The sequence below is a fragment of the Novosphingobium beihaiense genome (genome assembly GCF_022832375.1).
In the GTDB taxonomy this organism is placed as follows: Bacteria; Pseudomonadota; Alphaproteobacteria; order Sphingomonadales; family Sphingomonadaceae; genus Novosphingobium; species Novosphingobium beihaiensis.
Genome location: NZ_JALHLG010000013.1, coordinates 106,620 through 123,762, shown reverse-complemented (window position 1 = coordinate 123,762; position 17,143 = coordinate 106,620). Strand labels below are relative to the sequence as shown.

The 17,143-nt window shown below is 63.2% G+C and carries 13 protein-coding genes and 2 tRNA genes; 9 read left to right on the top strand and 6 right to left on the bottom strand.

Features of this window, described 5'->3' with window-relative positions:
- Positions 1 to 43 precede the first annotated feature (43 nt).
- The 4 genes from MTR66_RS11205 (at position 44) to leuA (ending at position 4,300) form a co-directional block, all read left to right on the top strand.
- Positions 44 to 829 carry a hypothetical protein gene (locus MTR66_RS11205; RefSeq protein ID WP_243920963.1) on the top strand — a complete coding sequence of 262 codons (786 nt, stop codon included), beginning with the start codon at positions 44 to 46 and terminating at the stop codon, positions 827 to 829.
- A gap of 353 nt (positions 830 to 1,182) precedes the next feature.
- The gene (locus MTR66_RS11200; protein WP_243920961.1) at positions 1,183 to 1,695 is read left to right on the top strand and encodes a hypothetical protein; all 513 of its coding nucleotides are present in this window, start codon (positions 1,183 to 1,185) and stop codon (positions 1,693 to 1,695) included.
- Positions 1,696 to 2,096: 401 nt separating this feature from the next.
- Entirely contained in the window at positions 2,097 to 2,417 is a 321-nt protein-coding gene (locus tag MTR66_RS11195) for an I78 family peptidase inhibitor (protein WP_243920959.1), read from the top strand.
- A gap of 209 nt (positions 2,418 to 2,626) precedes the next feature.
- The gene (leuA, locus tag MTR66_RS11190) at positions 2,627 to 4,300 is read left to right on the top strand and encodes a 2-isopropylmalate synthase (protein ID WP_243920957.1); all 1,674 of its coding nucleotides are present in this window, start codon (positions 2,627 to 2,629) and stop codon (positions 4,298 to 4,300) included.
- Between the two features lie 82 nt (positions 4,301 to 4,382).
- On the opposite strand, the gene MTR66_RS11185 is transcribed toward leuA, so the two are convergent.
- The gene (locus MTR66_RS11185) at positions 4,383 to 5,561 is read right to left on the bottom strand and encodes an FAS1-like dehydratase domain-containing protein (RefSeq protein ID WP_243920955.1); all 1,179 of its coding nucleotides are present in this window, start codon (positions 5,559 to 5,561) and stop codon (positions 4,383 to 4,385) included.
- A gap of 200 nt (positions 5,562 to 5,761) precedes the next feature.
- Between MTR66_RS11185 and MTR66_RS11180 the strand changes: the two genes are divergently transcribed.
- On the top strand, positions 5,762 to 6,712 hold the full coding sequence (locus MTR66_RS11180; protein ID WP_243920953.1) for an NAD(P)H-dependent flavin oxidoreductase: 951 nt from the start codon (positions 5,762 to 5,764) through the stop codon (positions 6,710 to 6,712).
- Here MTR66_RS11180 and MTR66_RS11175 read toward each other — a convergent pair.
- The 3 genes from MTR66_RS11175 to MTR66_RS11165 are packed head-to-tail and all read right to left on the bottom strand — an operon-like array spanning position 6,667 to position 8,565.
- The gene (locus MTR66_RS11175; protein WP_243920951.1) at positions 6,667 to 7,239 is read right to left on the bottom strand and encodes an AHH domain-containing protein; all 573 of its coding nucleotides are present in this window, start codon (positions 7,237 to 7,239) and stop codon (positions 6,667 to 6,669) included. The two genes, MTR66_RS11180 and MTR66_RS11175, sit on opposite strands and share 46 nt — an antisense overlap.
- Positions 7,239 to 8,042 (bottom strand): hypothetical protein, encoded by an 804-nt coding sequence (locus MTR66_RS11170; protein ID WP_243920949.1) that lies wholly within the window; start codon positions 8,040 to 8,042, stop codon positions 7,239 to 7,241. The genes MTR66_RS11175 and MTR66_RS11170 overlap by 1 nt, the downstream gene beginning before the upstream one ends.
- Positions 8,043 to 8,091: 49 nt before the next feature.
- Positions 8,092 to 8,565 carry a flavodoxin family protein gene (locus MTR66_RS11165; protein ID WP_243920947.1) on the bottom strand — a complete coding sequence of 158 codons (474 nt, stop codon included), beginning with the start codon at positions 8,563 to 8,565 and terminating at the stop codon, positions 8,092 to 8,094.
- Between the two features lie 70 nt (positions 8,566 to 8,635).
- On the opposite strand from MTR66_RS11165, the gene recJ reads away from it, so the two are divergent.
- The 3 genes from recJ (at position 8,636) to MTR66_RS11150 (ending at position 10,705) form a co-directional block, all read left to right on the top strand.
- Positions 8,636 to 10,423 (top strand): single-stranded-DNA-specific exonuclease RecJ, encoded by a 1,788-nt coding sequence (gene recJ, locus MTR66_RS11160; protein WP_243920945.1) that lies wholly within the window; start codon positions 8,636 to 8,638, stop codon positions 10,421 to 10,423.
- Positions 10,424 to 10,516: 93 nt separating this feature from the next.
- Positions 10,517 to 10,592, top strand: a tRNA-Glu gene (locus tag MTR66_RS11155).
- Between the two features lie 37 nt (positions 10,593 to 10,629).
- Positions 10,630 to 10,705, top strand: a tRNA-Glu gene (locus MTR66_RS11150).
- Positions 10,706 to 10,852: 147 nt separating this feature from the next.
- Here the strand turns inward: MTR66_RS11150 and MTR66_RS11145 are convergent.
- A complete protein-coding gene (locus MTR66_RS11145; RefSeq protein WP_243920944.1) occupies positions 10,853 to 13,609 on the bottom strand; it encodes a TonB-dependent receptor in 2,757 nt (918 codons plus the stop codon).
- Positions 13,610 to 13,815: 206 nt separating this feature from the next.
- Between MTR66_RS11145 and MTR66_RS11140 the strand changes: the two genes are divergently transcribed.
- Positions 13,816 to 15,462 carry an alkaline phosphatase D family protein gene (locus tag MTR66_RS11140; RefSeq protein WP_243920942.1) on the top strand — a complete coding sequence of 549 codons (1,647 nt, stop codon included), beginning with the start codon at positions 13,816 to 13,818 and terminating at the stop codon, positions 15,460 to 15,462.
- A 70-nt stretch (positions 15,463 to 15,532) separates the two neighbouring features.
- On the opposite strand, the gene MTR66_RS11135 is transcribed toward MTR66_RS11140, so the two are convergent.
- Positions 15,533 to 17,095: an amino acid permease gene (locus MTR66_RS11135; RefSeq protein ID WP_243920939.1), complete on the bottom strand. Its 1,563-nt coding sequence runs from the start codon at positions 17,093 to 17,095 to the stop codon at positions 15,533 to 15,535.
- Positions 17,096 to 17,143 lie beyond the last annotated feature (48 nt).

Here is a 17,143-nt window from a genome sequence, read left to right as displayed (position 1 = left end):
CGCGGAGGGAGTACTCCTTCCAAATATAGATTGGGCAACGAGCATGCTTGGAGACCAAGCACCGCAACCTGAAGCGCTTGGTTGGGAAGCGTATAACGGTGAGGAGCTGTGGAGCGAAGACTGGCTGGCGTTTGCGGAGATAGCATTCCAGGCCGGGGCGTTCAGTGGTGCTCCCCTTCGTCGTTTACGCGATGTCCCCCAAGTCTCCGACCAAGAAGACTCGAATGAAGATTTGCGGGCTTTTTCGGTTCACCATCTGATGCGTCTGTTCCTACAACTCGACGCAGCAGCGAACGAGGAAGCGTTGTTATTCCTGCCGCCGGGCGACGAGGAGATATTGTCGCAGCTATCCGCTTTTGCGAAGTCCTCTCCGCATCGGCCTCCACTTGACCTCCCAGACCTAGACTCCACGCGCTATGACTCTGATGCGCGATCCATCACATTGCTGGCATTCCAGCCACCCGACACGCAATCGATCATCCCCGTTAGGAAAGACGCGGCTGTGCGTAAGTATGCTGAGAGTGTGATGGAGTTATGGGCACTGCCAGATCCTGTCGAGCGCGAAAGAAACGCGGTCAAAGCTATGCGGGAGGTGATACAGGCCGATGAGGTGCGCGGTTGGGCAGCCAACGCGTTTGAAGCTGTTTCATGGGGTCTGAAGCCGCTTAGTTGGTTAGGCGTTCCATTGGTTGGGGCTGTTGGCGATGTGCGAGATGTCGCAAATGTTGTCCACGAGCGTGAGCGGAAGTCTCGCAATTGGTTGTTAATCAGAACAATGATGAACGACATCTCGTTGTCCGATTACCTTCGCCGCACTGACAATCTATAACGGATGCTGACTTGTCAGTGACAGGAGTGATATAATTCGGGCGGCTATCTGTTGAGGCCCCCGTTAGTCAATAGTGTTTTCACAACGAGACAGTCCGGGACTTGATCGTAATTCGAATGCCGACTTTCAAGTGTAGCGAAATCCCTATCGAACGCCCGGCGAGGGCGCTTTGATGCCAGTCTCATCCTCTTTCGCCAGGGTGATCGCGTTCAGCCGTTGTGCAGAGACATCCCTGTGACTATTTTCATGATCAGGGTAGTACGCAAGGGAGGGGCATATTGGTCGGCTGCGGAAATTCCCTCATCCAGTGGTGCGAATTCGATTGGCCATCCTTTGCGACTCTGGCGAGTGGCTTGGCTGCCGTTATCGGCGCAGTTATCGTGGGCTCGAAGCAGGTCGGGATTGCCAAAAGACAAGCCGACATCACCGATAAGCAGGCCGACATATTGGACAGGCAGGTCAAACTGGAAGCGGCGAAACTGCGTGCCGATCTTTTCCAGCGGCGTCTGGAGACTTTCGAGGCGACTGCTGACTTCGTCCTCCATATCGCTGCGTTGCCGGAGCATGATGAGAAGGCCGACGCGCGGATCAGTCTGTTCGCGGAGAAGATGCGCGAGAGCCAGTACCTTTTTGAAGATCCGGCAGTCTACAAGCGGCTGAGAGAAATTTTCGAGATCGGCAACAAGTCACGGACGGACCGCGCTATCGCGCAAGCCTATCATGAAGAACAGAGGCCTGATCCGGACCGGCAGGCACGGCAAGAGCGCATGCTGAACGTCGCGGCCTGGACCTTCGCGACTCTGGAAGAGCTTTCCGACCTTTTCCGGCACGACCTTTCCATATTGCCGCGAAGCAAGCCGCAATGATTGATCCCGTTGTCCAGACCAACCTGCATCGCCATCCGCCATTCAGCCGAAGCGCAATGAGGAAGTAGGATTGAGAGCCTCGGCGATAGGCTCAGAATGTCTGCTCCTAGGCGTATTTGGACCTTGGTCGAACGGCTTCGATGGGCGCATAGCCGCCTCTACCATCCACAACCCCTTTTCCTACATCCCCGGACATGCGGTAATCTCCGGCCCATGCTCCTAACCGCCCTGCCCGCATCCGGAACACAAGGTGACACTTGCCCCGTGCAAAGTGACACTTGTCATGCGCAAGGTGACACTTCCGGCCATAAGGTGACACATTTTCCCCTGGACCGTGTAAACCGTGTAAACCGGAGTGTCACTTTAGGCCCGCAGGCCGGAACCGCTCAGAGGAGATGCCCATGCCCCGACTCCGCCTGACCGCCGCCGCCACGGCCGCCCTGCTCCCGCTTTCCGCCTGCGCGGCGGACAGCGCGCCGCCGCCCGCACAGTCCATGCCGCCGCTGCCCGGCGTGGAGCCCGATTGCGGCGCGGAGAAGCTCGGCGCCTATGTCGGCCAGCGGGCGACGGATGCGGTGATGGCCGCGATCCGCGAATGGCGCGCCGGGCATCCGGTGCGCGTGCTGCGGCCCGGGTCCGTCGTCACCATGGACTACCGGCCCGACCGGCTGAACGTCGATCTGGACGCGAACGGGGTGATCAAGGGCTTCCGCTGCACCTGATCCGCGGGCGCCGCGGCGGACCTTTTCCCTTTACATCCGCCCCTTCAATGCCCATAGGCGCACCCATGACTCTCCGTCTCGGCCTTCTCCTGCGACTTACCCGCCCTTGGGCGTGAGGTGACGCGTTGCTCCTGCGGCGCGCTCGGCGCTCAAGGGGACCTTAGCAACGAACCGCAGTTAGAAGACAATATTCCGAGCGAGACACGACCATGACCATGCTGAAAACCCCCTCGGTCAAATACCGACCGTTCCCGCAGATCGACCTGCCGAACCGCCAATGGCCCTCGCAAGTCATCACCCAGGCCCCGCGCTGGCTCTCCACCGACCTTCGCGACGGCAACCAGGCGCTGATCGACCCGATGGGCGCGGAGAAGAAGAGCCGCTTCTTCGACCTGCTCGTGAAAGTCGGCCTCAAGGAAATCGAAGTCGGCTTCCCCAGCGCGGGCGCGACCGAGTTCGATTTCATCCGCGGCCTCGTCGATGACGGGCGCATTCCCGAAGACGTGCTGGTGCAGGTGCTGACCCAGTCGCGCCAGGATCTGATCGAGCGTTCGTTCGAAAGCCTCGCCGGGGCGCATGCGGCCATCGTCCACGTCTACAATGCGGTGTCGCCGCTGTGGCGCAATGTCGTGTTCGGCATGGAACAGTCCGAAATCCGCGGCATTGCCGAGAACGGCGCGAAGATCATCCGTGATCAGATCGCCAAGTACCCGCAGACCAAGTGGCACGTGGAATATTCGCCGGAGACGTTCTCCACCGCCGAACTCGATTTCTCGATCGAGTGCTGCGAGGCGGTGATGCAGATCCTCCAGCCCACGCCCGAACACCCGATCATCCTCAATCTGCCCGCGACGGTGGAAGCGGCAACGCCCAACATCTACGCCGACCAGATCGAGTATTTCTGCCGCAACCTGCCCAATCGCGAGAGCGCAGTGATCAGCCTGCACACGCACAACGACCGCGGCACCGGCGTCGCGGCGGCGGAACTGGGCCTGATGGCGGGCGCGGACCGCGTCGAGGGCTGCCTGTTCGGCAACGGCGAGCGCACGGGCAACTGCTGCCTCGTGACGGTTGCCCTCAACATGTACACGCAAGGCGTTGATCCGGAACTGGATTTCTCGGACATCGATGAAGTGATCCAGACTGTCGAGTACTGCAACCAGCTCAAGGTGCCCGAGCGCCATCCCTATGGCGGCGAACTGGTTTTCACCGCCTTTTCCGGCTCGCACCAGGACGCCATCAAGAAGGGTTTCGCCGCGCAGGAAACGCGTAACGACCAGTTCTGGTCGGTGCCTTACCTGCCGATCGATCCCGCCGATCTCGGCCGCAATTACGAAGCGGTGATCCGCGTCAACTCACAGTCCGGCAAGGGCGGCTTCGCCTGGGTGATCGAGCAGGATCAAGGCCTCAAGCTGCCCAAGCGCATGCAGGCGCACTTTTCCCGCCATGTGCAGGATCTGGCCGACGAGCTGGGCCGCGAACTGCAGGCGGGCGATATCTGGGACGTGTTCCGCAAGGCCTACCGCCTCGACGAGCCGCAGCATTTCCAGCTGATCGACTGGGATGAGGCCAAGAGCGCCGACGGCACGCGCATCTTCGCGGGCAAGATCGGCGTCGAGGGCAAGGAGCAGACGGTGTCCGGCAAGGGCAACGGCCTGATCTCCTCGGTCACGGCAACGCTGGCGGAGACCTTCGGGGTAAACCTCGAAGTGCGCGATTACGCCGAGCACTCGATGGGCGCCAGCTCCGATGCCCGCGCGGCCGCCTATGTCGAATGCGCGCTTCCCGATGGCCGCACCATCTGGGGTGTCGGCATCGACGAGGACGTCGCCACTGCCAGCGTGCGCGCGGTGCTGAGCGCGGCCAATGCCGTAGCGGCCTGACCGGGCCTTCAACTGACTTTAAGAAAAAGGGGGCCCGGTCAAGCCGGAGCCCCCTTTTTTATACTCCAAGGCAGAATTGCGGTCAGTCCGCCTTCTTGGGCAGTTGGATTTCAGCCACGCCCACGCACATCTTCACGCCCTTCTGGTTCTGCATGAGATGCTTGACCTGCACGAGATGGCGGCCTTCCTCGTCCACCATCTTGTCCACCACTTCGGCGGTCTGGATGGTGATGTCGCCCGAAAGCGCGGGACCGCGGTAATTGGCGGTGGAGTGCACCACCATGCCGTGCTCGCCCGCCCAGCCGGCGAGGTAGTCCGTCACCCAGGCGCCCATGGAAGCGCCATAGCCGTAAGCGCGCGGCATGCCGATCTTGCGGGCGTACTTGGGGAACAGGTGCCCGCGCGAGGGCCCATAGTAGGCGCCGTCGGTCAGTTCCGGATTGATGCGTTCCATCACCGGATCGTTCTCATGCCCGGCCATTTCCTTGGTGAAGCCCAGCGCTTCGAGATCGATCTGGCGGCGGTTCAGCGTGCCCCATACGGTGAAGAGGTACGAGCGCCATTCGGTGGTGAAACTGGCGACGGTGTGCGGACCGAATACGCGCTCGGTCAACTGGTCGCCCACGTTCACGTCATCCCACCAGCGCTCCTTGTGGCCCAGATCGTGGAGCATCTGGATCCACTGGAACTTGCGTTCCTCCAGCTTTGCGATTTCTTCGTCGGTCCATTCCGGTTCCTCGAACTCGGAGGTGTCCACTTTGGCGCCGCCCGCCGCCGCACGGTAACGGATCGCGGTAGAGCGCTGCTTGGAGATCAGCTCGCCGTGCTGGTTGCGGTAGTAATTGTCGCCCCGCTGGAAGCAGGTGGGGCCGAATCCGGTTTCCTTGACGGTGTAGTCATAGGGAATGCGCTCATTGGTGATCGTGTCGCCGCCGAACACGCGCGGGCCATAGTGCCAGAACTCGTCGCCACCGAAGAGCAGGTGCGATTCCTTGATCCCGCCCATGCACGAGGACGAAGTGCCATGGCTGTCGTCCATCACGATCGGGAAGCTCTGCGGCGCCACCAGCTTGCCCCAGCGGCTTTCGGCCGCGAATGCCGGATCGAAGTGCAGCAGGTTGGGATAGTGCATCGCCTGCACCCAGCGGCGGATATCGTTGTTGCCCAGCGGTTCGCGGATCGGCGAGGAATCGATGACCTTGCCGAGGTACTGATCGATGTCCGAGCAATCGAACGGAATATCTTTGACGTCATCTGCCATGGCTGAATCTCCCAAGCGGCCCGCGCGGGCAGGCCCATTACTAATCGACAGTGATGCCTATAACAGCTTGCCATGAAGGTCACGCCCGTTCGCGCGCAGGAACGGTGACAACGCGATGGCGGTACGCTCTTTCGCCATACTCGACAGGCCCCGTCCGCCGCAGTATGCCCAGTTTAACCGCTCGCTTAAACGGAGATGAGATGCCCCTGCCCGCGCCGTTCCAGTCGCTGCGCCTGCCCGTGATCGCGGCGCCCATGTTCATCGTTTCCACCCCGGATCTGGTGATCGCGCAAGTGCGTTCAGGCATCGTCGGCAGCTTTCCGGCGCTCAATGCCCGGCCCGCCAGCCAGCTCGACGAGTGGCTGCACCGCATCACCGAAGAAACGCGGGGCTGCGGCGCGCCCTTCGCGGTCAACATGATCGTCCACAAGACCAATCCCCGGCTGGAGGAAGATCTCAAGGTTCTGGAAAAGTGGAAAGTTCCGCTGGTCATCACTTCGCTCGGCGCGAATGCGGAGGTGAACGCGGCAGTGCACGGCTGGGGCGGGATCGCCATGCATGACGTGATCGACAACAGCTTTGCCCGCAAGGCCATGGAAAAGGGCGCGGACGGGCTGATCGCGGTGGCGGCGGGCGCGGGCGGGCACGCCGGGCCGCAATCGCCGTTTGCGCTGATGCAGGAAATCCGGGACTGGTTCGACGGGCCGCTGGCGCTCTCGGGCTCGATCGCCTGCGGCCGCTCGATCCTGGCGGCACAGGCCATGGGCGCCGACTTCGCCTATATCGGCACGCCGTGGATCGCCACGGCAGAAGCCAACGCGGTGGAGGGCTACAAGCAGGCGATCGTCGAGGGGCATGCTTCCGACATCGTCTATTCCAACCTCTTCACCGGCGTGCATGGCAATTATCTTCGCCCCTCGATCGTCGCGGCGGGCATGGACCCCGACAACCTGCCCGAAGGCGACAAGAGCCAGATGAACTTCGGCTCGGGCGGCAACATGGACGCCAAGGCCTGGAAGGACATCTGGGGCGCAGGTCAGGGCATCGGCGCGATCCATGCGGTAGAGCCTGTCGCAGACCGCGTGGCAGCACTGCTGGCGCAGTATCAGGCCGCCAAGGACGAGCTGCGCGCGCGCTCCGGCATCGGCTGAGGCGCCACATCCGGCGGCGGTGCGGTCGCGCCCCACAGCGCGTCCGCCATTGCGTCGAGACTGCTGAAATCGATACCCGCTCCCTGCGGATCGCGCCGATTGAGCACGGCACGCCGCTTGCCGGTGAGCAGGAACCGCCGCAGCGCGCGCTGCAACAAGGCAAGGCGCATATGCACCTGCACGGCGGCATCCCGGGCACAGCAAGGATGGACCTCCGACCAGCCCGCTTCGATCTGACCGATCCGCTCCATCACCATGCTGCTATAACACCGGTGCGGCCCGCGATGGAGCGGCAGGCCCAGACGGATCGCCGCAGCTTCACGGCAGGGCAGCAGCAGGCCATTCTCGCGAAAGTCGTCAAACCGGTGCCGCCTGCCGCCGGCCGCGGCGAACATGCGCGCGAATGCAGGCCGTGACAGGACTTGCCGGGGCAGCAGATGATGCCGCTGCAGCCCGGCGTCGTAGCCCGGCAGACACCGGTTGTTGACCGCCCGAAAGGACAGGTATTCCCGCGTCTGGCGCGGCATCACGCCTTCGCGCGCCAGATCCAGACGCGCTTTCCGGTCATCGAAGGCTCGGCCAGCAGAGCGCCTGCCCCCTCTCCAATCGAATGCGGCTGTGTCAGCGGGCCGTGGCGCACGAGATAGTCCACCATCCGGATCGCAAGCTTTACGGCCTCCGCCTGGGTTTCGCCTTTCAGACCCTCCAGCTGCATGTCCTGCCCGATGAAATGCGACAGGCCGGTACTCGTAACGCTCCCGTCGCTTGCCGGAACGAGCGCGGTAAGGCCCAGCGCCGGAAAGGCTCCGCCGGACAGCCAGTTGAAGACCGTGCTGGAAAAATAGCGTGGTTCCATCATGGTCCCAGCCGCCCCCCACAGCACCGCCTCCACCGGCAGCCATATCGCCAGGTTCGCCGCGATCTGGAATAGCGTACGCAAGACCGGCCCCAGCGCGGCTCCCGCAGAGACATGACCCGCCGCGTCCAGCGTCACCGCCTCCAGAGGCACCTCATTCGCAGGGGAGGTTCCGAACCCATAGAGGTGCACAGCCGGGCTGTGCGGCATGGGAGCAGCAGGAGCCAGCCCCTGCAGATCGAACGTCAGCCCGCTCGCCAGCAGCTCCAGCCACCCTGCAGACGGCTCCGGACGATGGCTGATGCGCGCGGACAACCCGGAATCGGACGCGTCCAGCAGGCGCGCCATGTCGTCCGCCGACGGGCGCAAGCCCTCGCGAAACAGCAGCACAAGCGCTGTTTGCGTGGCATCTTCTCTGTACGAACCGAGCAGTGCCGCTTCCCTTTCCCCTGCTGGAACGCGGGAAATAGGCACGATTCATCCCGCCGCGTCGAGTCCGTTTCGGCGTGCCAGCCCTTCCCCGTCAGAAAATTCCGAGTGATATCCCTTCGGCCAGCGCCGCGCCAAGCTCGCGGCATCGCGCCAGTTCGGGTTCCGGAACCGTCTTTTCCGCCATGATCTGCGCAGGCGTCTGCGCGCCGAGATTGACGATCAAAGAGTCCGCTACACGCTTCAGCCGCCAGCCGGTTACGATCCGGTCTATCTGCCGCTGCGCGCCCTCCCCGTCCGATCCTGCCGCGATCGCCGTGGCATAGGGCCTGCCCTCGATGCGCCCCAGCACCGGGTAATAGCAGCGGTCGAACATCTCCTTCATTTCGCCGGACAGCGACGCCAGATTCTCAGGGCAGGCAAAGACATAGCCTTGCGCATCGAGCAGATCCTGCGGACTGGCATCGGCCGCTGCGATCAGGCGCGATTCCTCGCCCGCGCCTTCACGGACCGCCTGCGCCAGCGCCCGCGCCGCGCCGGTGCGGCTATGCCAGATGATCGCAAGCACTGTGCATCTCTCCTCAGCTTCCTTCGCGCCGCCCTTCCCGGCCCGCGCGTGGTAGTCTAACCGTCAAGCCATGGCTTCGCGACCCGCTTCCGTATTCGGCATCGACCGCTCGCTCTCCGGCAAGTCCTGGCGCTGGCGCGGCGGCAACATGGACCTTTCCGACGGCCCCGGCAGTCTGGAGGACGACATCGTCACCCAGCTCCTGCTCTCGCGCGGTGTGGCGCGAGAGGATCTGGAACGCCACCGCACGCCCTCGCTGCGCGCCTTCCTGCCCGACCCTTCCGCCTTCCGCGACATGGACGTGGCGGCCGAACGGCTGGCGCAGGCCGTGATGACGAACGAGACCGTCACCATCTACGGCGACTATGATGTCGACGGAGCCACCAGCGCCGCGCTGCTGATCCTGTTGCTGCGCCATCTGGGCCACGAAGCAGGCTATTACATCCCCGACCGCCTGCTGGAAGGCTACGGCCCCTCTGGCGAAGCCCTGGTGCGGATCGCGAAAGAGGGATCGAGCCTGATTGTCACGGTCGATTGCGGCGCGATGGCGCACGAAGCACTGGATATGGCAAACGAGGCCGGTGTGGATGTGGTCGTGGTCGATCACCACAAGTGCGCGCCCGAGCTCCCGCGCGCGGCCGCGCTGGTTAACCCCAACCGGCTGGACGAAAGCGAACTGGCGGCCAGTCACGGGCACCTTGCCGCCGTGGGCGTAGCATTCCTGCTGGCAGTGGCGACGGTACGCGTGCTGCGCCAGCGTGGCTTCTTTGAGAGCCGCCGCGAACCCGACCTCTTCGCTCTGCTCGATCTGGTAGCGCTGGGCACCGTGGCGGACGTCGCCGCGCTCCACGGCCTCAACCGCGCGCTGGTGGCCCAAGGCCTCAAAGTCATGGCCAAACGCGGCAATACCGGCATGTCCGCGCTGATCGATGCCAGCCGCCTCAACCGCGCCCCGGTCTGCTCGGACCTCGGCTTCGCGCTCGGCCCGCGAATCAATGCGGGCGGGCGCGTGGGCGAATCGACCCTCGGTGTGCGCCTGCTCACCACTACCGATCCCGAAGAGGCACGCGAGATCGCCGCACAGCTCTCCCGCCTCAACGACGAACGCCGCGCCATCGAGCAGGCGGTGCAGGAAGCCGCCGAAGCGCAGATCGAAAGTCAGCACAACCGGGCCGTGCTCGTGCTGGCAGGCGCAGGCTGGCATCCGGGCGTGATCGGCATCGTTGCCGGGCGTATTAAGGAAAAGACCGGCAAGCCCACCCTCGTCATCGCGCTCGATGCCGACGAGGCGGGCAACGGCAAGGGATCGGGCCGCTCGATCACCGGCGTGGACCTGGGCGCCGCGATCATCGCCGCGCGCGAGGCCGGGCTGCTGATCGCGGGCGGCGGCCACGCCATGGCGGCAGGCCTCACCATAGCGCCGGACAAGCTGGACGCGTTGTCCGAATGGCTCGATTCGCGGTTGGCGGCGGATGTCTCCCGCGCGAGTATGAACCAGTCGATGCTCCTGGACCTTGCCCTGGCCCCTGGCGGCCTGACGCCTGCCCTGGTGGAAACGCTGGAAAGCGCAGGTCCTTTCGGCATGGGCTGGCCCGGCCCGCGCGTAGCCGTGGGGCCGGTGCGGATCGTCAAGGCGGACGTGGTCGGTGCCGATCACGTGCGCCTGATCGTGGGCGGGCAGGATGGCAGCCGCTTCAAAGCCATGGCCTTCCGCTCGGCCGAAACCGAAATGGGCCAGACCCTGCTCCACGCCGCGCAAGGCCGCCGCCTGTGGCTCGCGGGCCGCGCGAAAATCGACGACTGGGGCAGCCGCCCGGCCGCCGAACTGCACCTCGACGACGCTGCTTTCGCCGATTGAATCGCCCTATGGTATTTTTATCTGCAGACGGGGGTTGACCCCCCTGCAAGGCACCGCTAGAGGCGCGGTCCTGCCACCGGCACTGCACGGAATGGCCCCTTCGTCTAGCGGTCTAGGACGCGGCCCTTTCACGGCTGAAACACGGGTTCGAGTCCCGTAGGGGTCACCATCCGATGCAGTGCCCGGCAGGCCTGAAACGGCCTACCGGCCCCTTCGTCTAGCGGTCTAGGACGCGGCCCTCTCACGGCTGAAACACGGGTTCGAGTCCCGTAGGGGTCACCAAACCTTCCACTGCATTCAGGCCCGGTGAGCGGTTTTTCCCAGCCCCCTTATCGCCTCCAGTTTGCCCCCTTTGGCACCAGTCCAAAAACAACGAACCGGCAGACGTTGCCGCCTGCCGGTCCGCTGATGTGCCGAAGCGTCCAACAATCAAAACTTGGCGCTGATTCCGAAATCGGCGTTCAAGCCATATTCCTCGCGCGACGTGATGCGGTTGGAGCGTCCCTGATAGCCGATCAGCGGTGTTTCGCCGATGTTGGAGACCGAACCGAAGATTTCCACGCCCTCCACAATGCGGTAGCCGATGCGGGCATCCAGTACTGTGCGGCCTTTGGTGTAATCGTCAAAATCGGCGTTGGACGGGTTTTCATAGTAGTCTTTGCCGGAACCGACACCGGACAGGTAAGAACTGCGGTAGCTGACGGCAAAGCGCGCTTCGAGCGGTCCCTTTTCATAGAACAGCGCCCCGCCCGCAAGCCATTTGGACTGGCGGAAGAACGGCAGATCATCGTCTTGGCGCCCAGGCACGTTCACGCTCGAATCCACGTAAGTGACATTGGCCGAGATTCCGAACCCATCCAATGGCGCGGGCAGGAACGCCAGCCGGGCCGTCATGTTCGCCTCGACGCCGAAGAGGTTCCCGCTATCGGCGTTCTGCGGCTGCGACAGGCTGGTCAGTTCGATACCGGCAAACGCCGTGTTGTTGATCTTCTGGACATAGACCGGGTTCTTGATGTGCTTGTAGAAAGCCGCCAGCGCAAAGACCGTGTCGGCATCGGGATAATACTCCGCTGACAGATCCAGCCCCATCGAGGTATAGGGCTTGAGGTTGGGATTTCCGGCCTCACCATCCCCGTCTTCTTCCTCGAACGCAGGCACGACATCGCTGTAGTTCGGGCGGCCGATGGTATTGGTCCACGCCGCGCGGAACACCATTTCCTGATTGGGGCGGTAATTCACCGTCACGCTGGGCAGAACGTGGGTATATTCCTTCTTGAACGCCAGCGGCGCGATGCTGGTGCCTTCTTCCGTGGTTTGCAGGAAAAAGGCATCGTACTGGCCAACGGTATGCTCGACGCGCACGCCGCCGATCACATTGAACGCACCGAAATCCAGGCTCGCCATCCCGTAGCCGGCATAGATCTTTTCGTTGATGTGATAATCGCTGGCCTTGTCGTTGATGGCCGTCTTTTCCTCGTCCAGTTCCAGCAAGCCGGGGTTCTGCACGAAGGTGTAATCGAGCACGCCGCGGTAATCCATCGCCGGGCCAAAATCGTACTTGCCGCCGAAAAAGCCTGCGATCGGGTCCAGCACGGCCCCGGTATCCGCGAACGTCACGTCTCCGTCGGGTGTCCACTGTTCCTGATAGTTATCGCGATCCTTGATGCGATCGGTGAATTTGACACCGACCTTCGCGAAACTGTCGGTGCCATCGGCAAAGTCAGCCTTCAAATCGGCCTTGATCGCATGCAGATCCTCATCGATCGCTTCGCGGCGCAAGCGGATACGGCGCAGCGGAAAAGCGGACGGATCGTAGAGGCTCTCGTCGATAGAACTGAAAGTGGGCATCGAACTGCCGGTCAGGATCGTGGAGACCTTGTTCCCGGCCGAGCGGAACTCAATATCGTCGCGCACCGGGGTATGCTCCTGCGCGTGGGCATATGTGTAGTTCAGCTTCAGCTCGAACGTGCCGAAACGCCAGTCCACGCCCGGCGAGATGTTGTAGAGCTTCTGCGTCTGGTTGTTCTGACGGAACTCGCGCGATGCCCGGCCTTTGTCATACGTGATTTCACGGCCCGAGATGATTGCCGTGCCGCGGTACAGATCATAGTCGAACTGGTCGCGCCCTTCGTGGTCGGTGAACTCGTTGTAGATCGTATTCACATAGACCCGCAGATCGTTGTCCGGGCGCCATTCCAGATTGACGATCCCGCCGATGCGTTCGCGCATGATCGAATAGTTGAACATGCGGATCCCCGTGGGAGCCCATAACCCCTCGCCCACTTCCTCCCAGTTTAGGGGATCGACGAGCTGGCTGTCGATGAAACGCTTGGAATAGCTGGCCCCCGCGACGATACCGAACTGGCTGTCACTGCCGAACGTCTGGCCATGCATGGCGCTGGCTCCGAAGCCCGTCTTGTCCGCCCTACTGCCATAGATGCCGCGCGCAGAGACATAAGTGAACGGCCGCGAATGATCATAGGCACTGGGCGTGACAATGTTGATGGCGCCGCCGATGGCGTTGGCGTCATAGTCAGGCGTCACCGTCTTCACGACTTCGATCGCACCGACCAGATCGGACGGAATCGTATCGAGCGCTACCCGGCGCCCTTCCGCTTCCGGAATGCCCACGACATTGCCATCGATCGTCACCAGGTTCAGATTCGGATCGACGCCGCGGATGACAACATAGCGCGGCTCGCTCTGGTCGATTTCCACCGAGATGCCCGGCAAACGCTGCAAAGCTTCGGCCGTATTGTAATCGGGCAGTTTGCCGATGCCATCGGACGAGACGACATCCGCAACGACGGGCATGGCGCGCTTGCGCTGGATCGCCAGCAGACGCGAGGCCCGGGCACCGGTGACCAGGATGGTGTTCCCGTCAAACGTATTGGCCAGAGCGATGCTGCCATTGGCGGTGACCTTGCCGGTTTCGGGCACGGTGACCGTAAGCGTCTCGCTGCGGTATCCCGGCTGGCTGACCGTCAGCGTGTGAACGCCTGCAGTCACATCATAGAAGACGTAGCGGCCCTGCTCGTCAGTCGCCGCCGACATGGCAGTGCCGTCCATCGTAACCGTGGCGCCGCGTACCGGGCGTTCAAGTGCGATGTCTATAATGGTGCCGGATACGTCGCCAGCGTAAGCCGCGCCCGGGATGCAGGTGCTGGCAAGAATAGCCGCACGCACGAAATTGCGGCGGCGGCCCCGAAGGGCTGCTTTCAAAACGAACATGGTATGACCCCCGTCTCACGTGTTCCGTTAACGGGTGCGGCCTTTAGGCACAGAGGATGACAAGCGTACTATAGTAATATGCCCGCAGTGCTTCCGCATCGCGACAATACTGTCATTCCGGTGAAGCATTACGGTCACGCCAAGCCTGTAACAGCAGCGGCATGGACAGCTTGTTTTCCTTCCCGCTCCTTTCGCGCCGCACTTTGCTGGAAGCCGCCGCGCTTGCTCCTTTCGGCACGATGCTTCCCGGCGTACTCCATGCCGCTCCGGCACGCGGTTTCACGCATTCGGTTGCCAGCGGCGATCCACTGCAGGACAGCGTCACCTTGTGGACGCGCTTCGTTCCGGCCAGCGGCGCCGCCGTATCCCTGCAGGTGGAGATCGCCAGCGATATGGCCTTCCGCCGGATCGCCGCGCGCAGCACCGCCCAAGCCGGGCCGGAGACGGATTTCTGCACGAAAGTACGCTCCGAAGGTCTGGAGCCGGGGCAATGGTACTATTACCGCTTCACCGCGCCTGACGGGCAGGTATCCGACACCGGGCGGACCCGCACGTTGCCCAGCGGGCCGCTCGGCCAGTTCCGGATCGGGGTGTTCTCCTGCGCGAATGCCACCTCGGGCTGGTTCAACGCTTACGGACATGCCGCCGCCCGCAACGATCTCGACCTCGTCGTCCATCTGGGCGACTACATCTACGAATCCAAGCTGACCCGGTCCGATGCGCTCAAGGAGCTGGCCGTTTCACGGGGCATCCAGCCGCAGCACGAAACGGTCAGCCTGCTGGACTATCGCCTGCGCTATGCCAGTTACCGCCGCGACGCCGATCTGCAGGCCCTGCATCGCGCTTATCCCATGATCGCCATGTGCGACGACCATGAGACCGTGAACAACAGCTGGCAGCACGGCGCCGAGAACCACGGCACGGACGAAGGCCCCTGGGAAGCCCGGATGGGCGCGGCGATGCAGGCCTGGCATGAATGGATGCCGATGCGGCCCGAACCCTATACCCGCTACGAACTGGGCGATCTGGCCAGCCTGTTCCGCCTTGAAACCCGGATTCTGGCCCGCAGCAAACAGCTCGACCTTGCCGCCTGGCTGAAGGACAAGCCCGACCTTGCCGCCGCAGCCATCGCATTCCGCGATGGCCCCTTGGCGGATCCGCACCGGACCATGATGGGGCCCGAGCAGGAGAAATGGCTGGCCGATGGGCTGGCCGGATCCGTTGCCACGGGCACGAAATGGCAGATCCTCGCGCAACAGGTCATCATGGGCACCACGATCATGCCGCGCGGCTATATGGCATGGTTTCCTTCCGATGCGCCGCCCAGCGAAACCAAGCGGGCGGAGCTGGAACGGGCCGTGCAACTGGGCGCGCTGGGGATTCCCACCAGCATGGACCGCTGGGACGGCTATCCCGCCGCGCGCGGGCGGGTGCTGGCCGCTGCCCAGTCCGCTGGCGCCGATCTGGTGGTTCTGAGCGGGGACAGCCACAACGGCTGGGCCTATGATCTGGACCACGCCGGAAAACCCGCCGGCGTCGAATTCGCCGGACACAGCGTCTCCTCGCTGGGCATGGACAAGCGCTATTCCGGTGATCCCTCGGCCATTACCCGCAGCTATCTGGACAGCAACCCGGCGCTCAAATGGTGCGATACCAGCCAGAGGGGATACATGGTGGTGGATGTGCGGCCGGAGGCCGTGACCAACGAATGGCTGTTTCTTCCTTCCCGTCACCGGCGCTCGCTGGAAGTGCTGGGCAGCCACCGCATGCAGGTTCTGCCGGGCACGAACAGACTGTCCGGCGCCTGACCAGACTGCCCGGTTTCACAAAAAAGGGGAGCACGATGGCTCCCCTTCCCTGTTTCTATCGCACGTCCGCTCAGATCGGCGGAACCGGCTGCGGCGGCACGTCCGCGTCTTCCTCGTGGACTTCGACCTTGCCGAGCCCGACGTGGCTCTTGCGGCGGCCGTAGGAGAAATAGACGACCAGACCGATCGCCCCCCAGACGGGCAGCACCAGCATCGCCTCAACCGGCAGGTTGAAATAGAGTGCAAGACACCCCAGCGCCGCGACCGGCGCGATCACCCAGACGATCGGCGTGCGGAACGGGCGAACGCGGCTCGGGTCCTTCACGCGCAGCACCAGCACCGCGATCGAGACCATGAAGAACGCAAAGAGCGTGCCCGAGTTCGAAATGTCAGCCAGCTGACCCACCGGCAGCAACGCAGCGGCAATCGCCACGAAAATGCCCGTCAGGCCGGTGACGATGTGCGGGGTCTTCCACTTCGGGTGCACGCTCGCCAGCTTCTCGGGAAGCAGGCCGTCGCGCGCCATGACGAAGAAGATGCGGGTCTGGCCATAGAGCATCATCAGAATGACCGAAGGCAATGCCAGATTGGCGGCCAGGCCGATGAGATCGCCCGCCCAGGTGTAGTTGATCGCACGCAGGACATGCGCCAGCGCTTCCTTCGAGCAGACCAGCGGTTCCTTGCCCTGCTGCACCAGCGCCGAACATTGGGCGGCGAATTCGGGCGACCCGGGCTGCACGCCCAGCGCCGTTGGCTGTGCACCAATGGCGCCGATCGCACCGCCAGCCACCAGCAGGTAGAACACGGTGCAGATCGCGAGACTGCCGATCAAGCCAATGGGAACGTTGCGCTGCGGGTTCTTGGTCTCTTCCGCTGCGGTGGAGACCGCGTCGAACCCGACATAAGCGAAGAAGATCGATGCTGCGGCACCAACGATGCCCATGCCGCTGCTGCCTGCAGGGCCGAACCAGCCGTTGGGCGCGAAAGGCGCGAAGTGCTCACCCTGCATCACCGGCAGGGCCAAGGCGATGAACATCGTGAGCGCCGTCACCTTGATGGCGACGAGAATGGCGTTGAAAGTGGCGCTTTCCTTGGTGCCGACCATCAGCAGCGCGGTTACCGCAAGTGCGACGACAATGGCCGGAATGTTGATGATACCGGTGCTGAAATCCACGCCGGTGAGCGACCACGTTGGCCCGGCGGCTAACGCCGCTGGTAACTCGAATCCTGTCCAGCTTTTCAAAAGCCCCATGAAATAGCCGGACCAGCCGACCGACACCGCCGACGCGGCCACCGCATATTCCAGAATCAGTGCCCAGCCGACCATCCAGGCGAGCAGTTCGCCGACGACGGCATATGTGTACGTGTAGGCGGAACCGGAAACCGGCACCATCGAGGCCAGTTCCGAATAGCACAGCGCCGCGACCGCACAGACGAAGCCCGCGATAACGAAGCTCCACATCATGCCGGGTCCGGCTTTTTGCGCTGCAGCAGCAGTGAGAACGAAAATACCCGTGCCGATGATCGCCCCGACGCCGAGCAGCGTCAATTGGACCGGCCCGAGCGAGCGGTGTAGTGATTTCTTTTCAGCCGTGGCCAGAATGGCATCAAGCGGCTTTACGCGTCCGAACATGCGCGACCCCCAAGTTTTGCGGTTGCGTGACGCTAACGAGATGCGAAC

What these genes read in the sequence shown, in the direction of transcription:
- MTR66_RS11135 (WP_243920939.1), bottom strand. Translation starts at nt 17,095, where the DNA reads ATGTTCGGACGCGTAAAGCCGCTTGATGCCATTCTGGCCACGGCTGAA.
- MTR66_RS11195 (WP_243920959.1), top strand. Translation starts at nt 2,097, where the DNA reads ATGCCCCGACTCCGCCTGACCGCCGCCGCCACGGCCGCCCTGCTCCCG.
- MTR66_RS11185 (WP_243920955.1), bottom strand. Translation starts at nt 5,561, where the DNA reads ATGGCAGATGACGTCAAAGATATTCCGTTCGATTGCTCGGACATCGAT.
- MTR66_RS11205 (WP_243920963.1), top strand. Translation starts at nt 44, where the DNA reads ATGCTTGGAGACCAAGCACCGCAACCTGAAGCGCTTGGTTGGGAAGCG.
- leuA (WP_243920957.1), top strand. Translation starts at nt 2,627, where the DNA reads ATGACCATGCTGAAAACCCCCTCGGTCAAATACCGACCGTTCCCGCAG.
- MTR66_RS11140 (WP_243920942.1), top strand. Translation starts at nt 13,816, where the DNA reads ATGGACAGCTTGTTTTCCTTCCCGCTCCTTTCGCGCCGCACTTTGCTG.
- MTR66_RS11175 (WP_243920951.1), bottom strand. Translation starts at nt 7,239, where the DNA reads ATGCCGCGCCAGACGCGGGAATACCTGTCCTTTCGGGCGGTCAACAAC.
- recJ (WP_243920945.1), top strand. Translation starts at nt 8,636, where the DNA reads ATGGCTTCGCGACCCGCTTCCGTATTCGGCATCGACCGCTCGCTCTCC.
- MTR66_RS11180 (WP_243920953.1), top strand. Translation starts at nt 5,762, where the DNA reads ATGCCCCTGCCCGCGCCGTTCCAGTCGCTGCGCCTGCCCGTGATCGCG.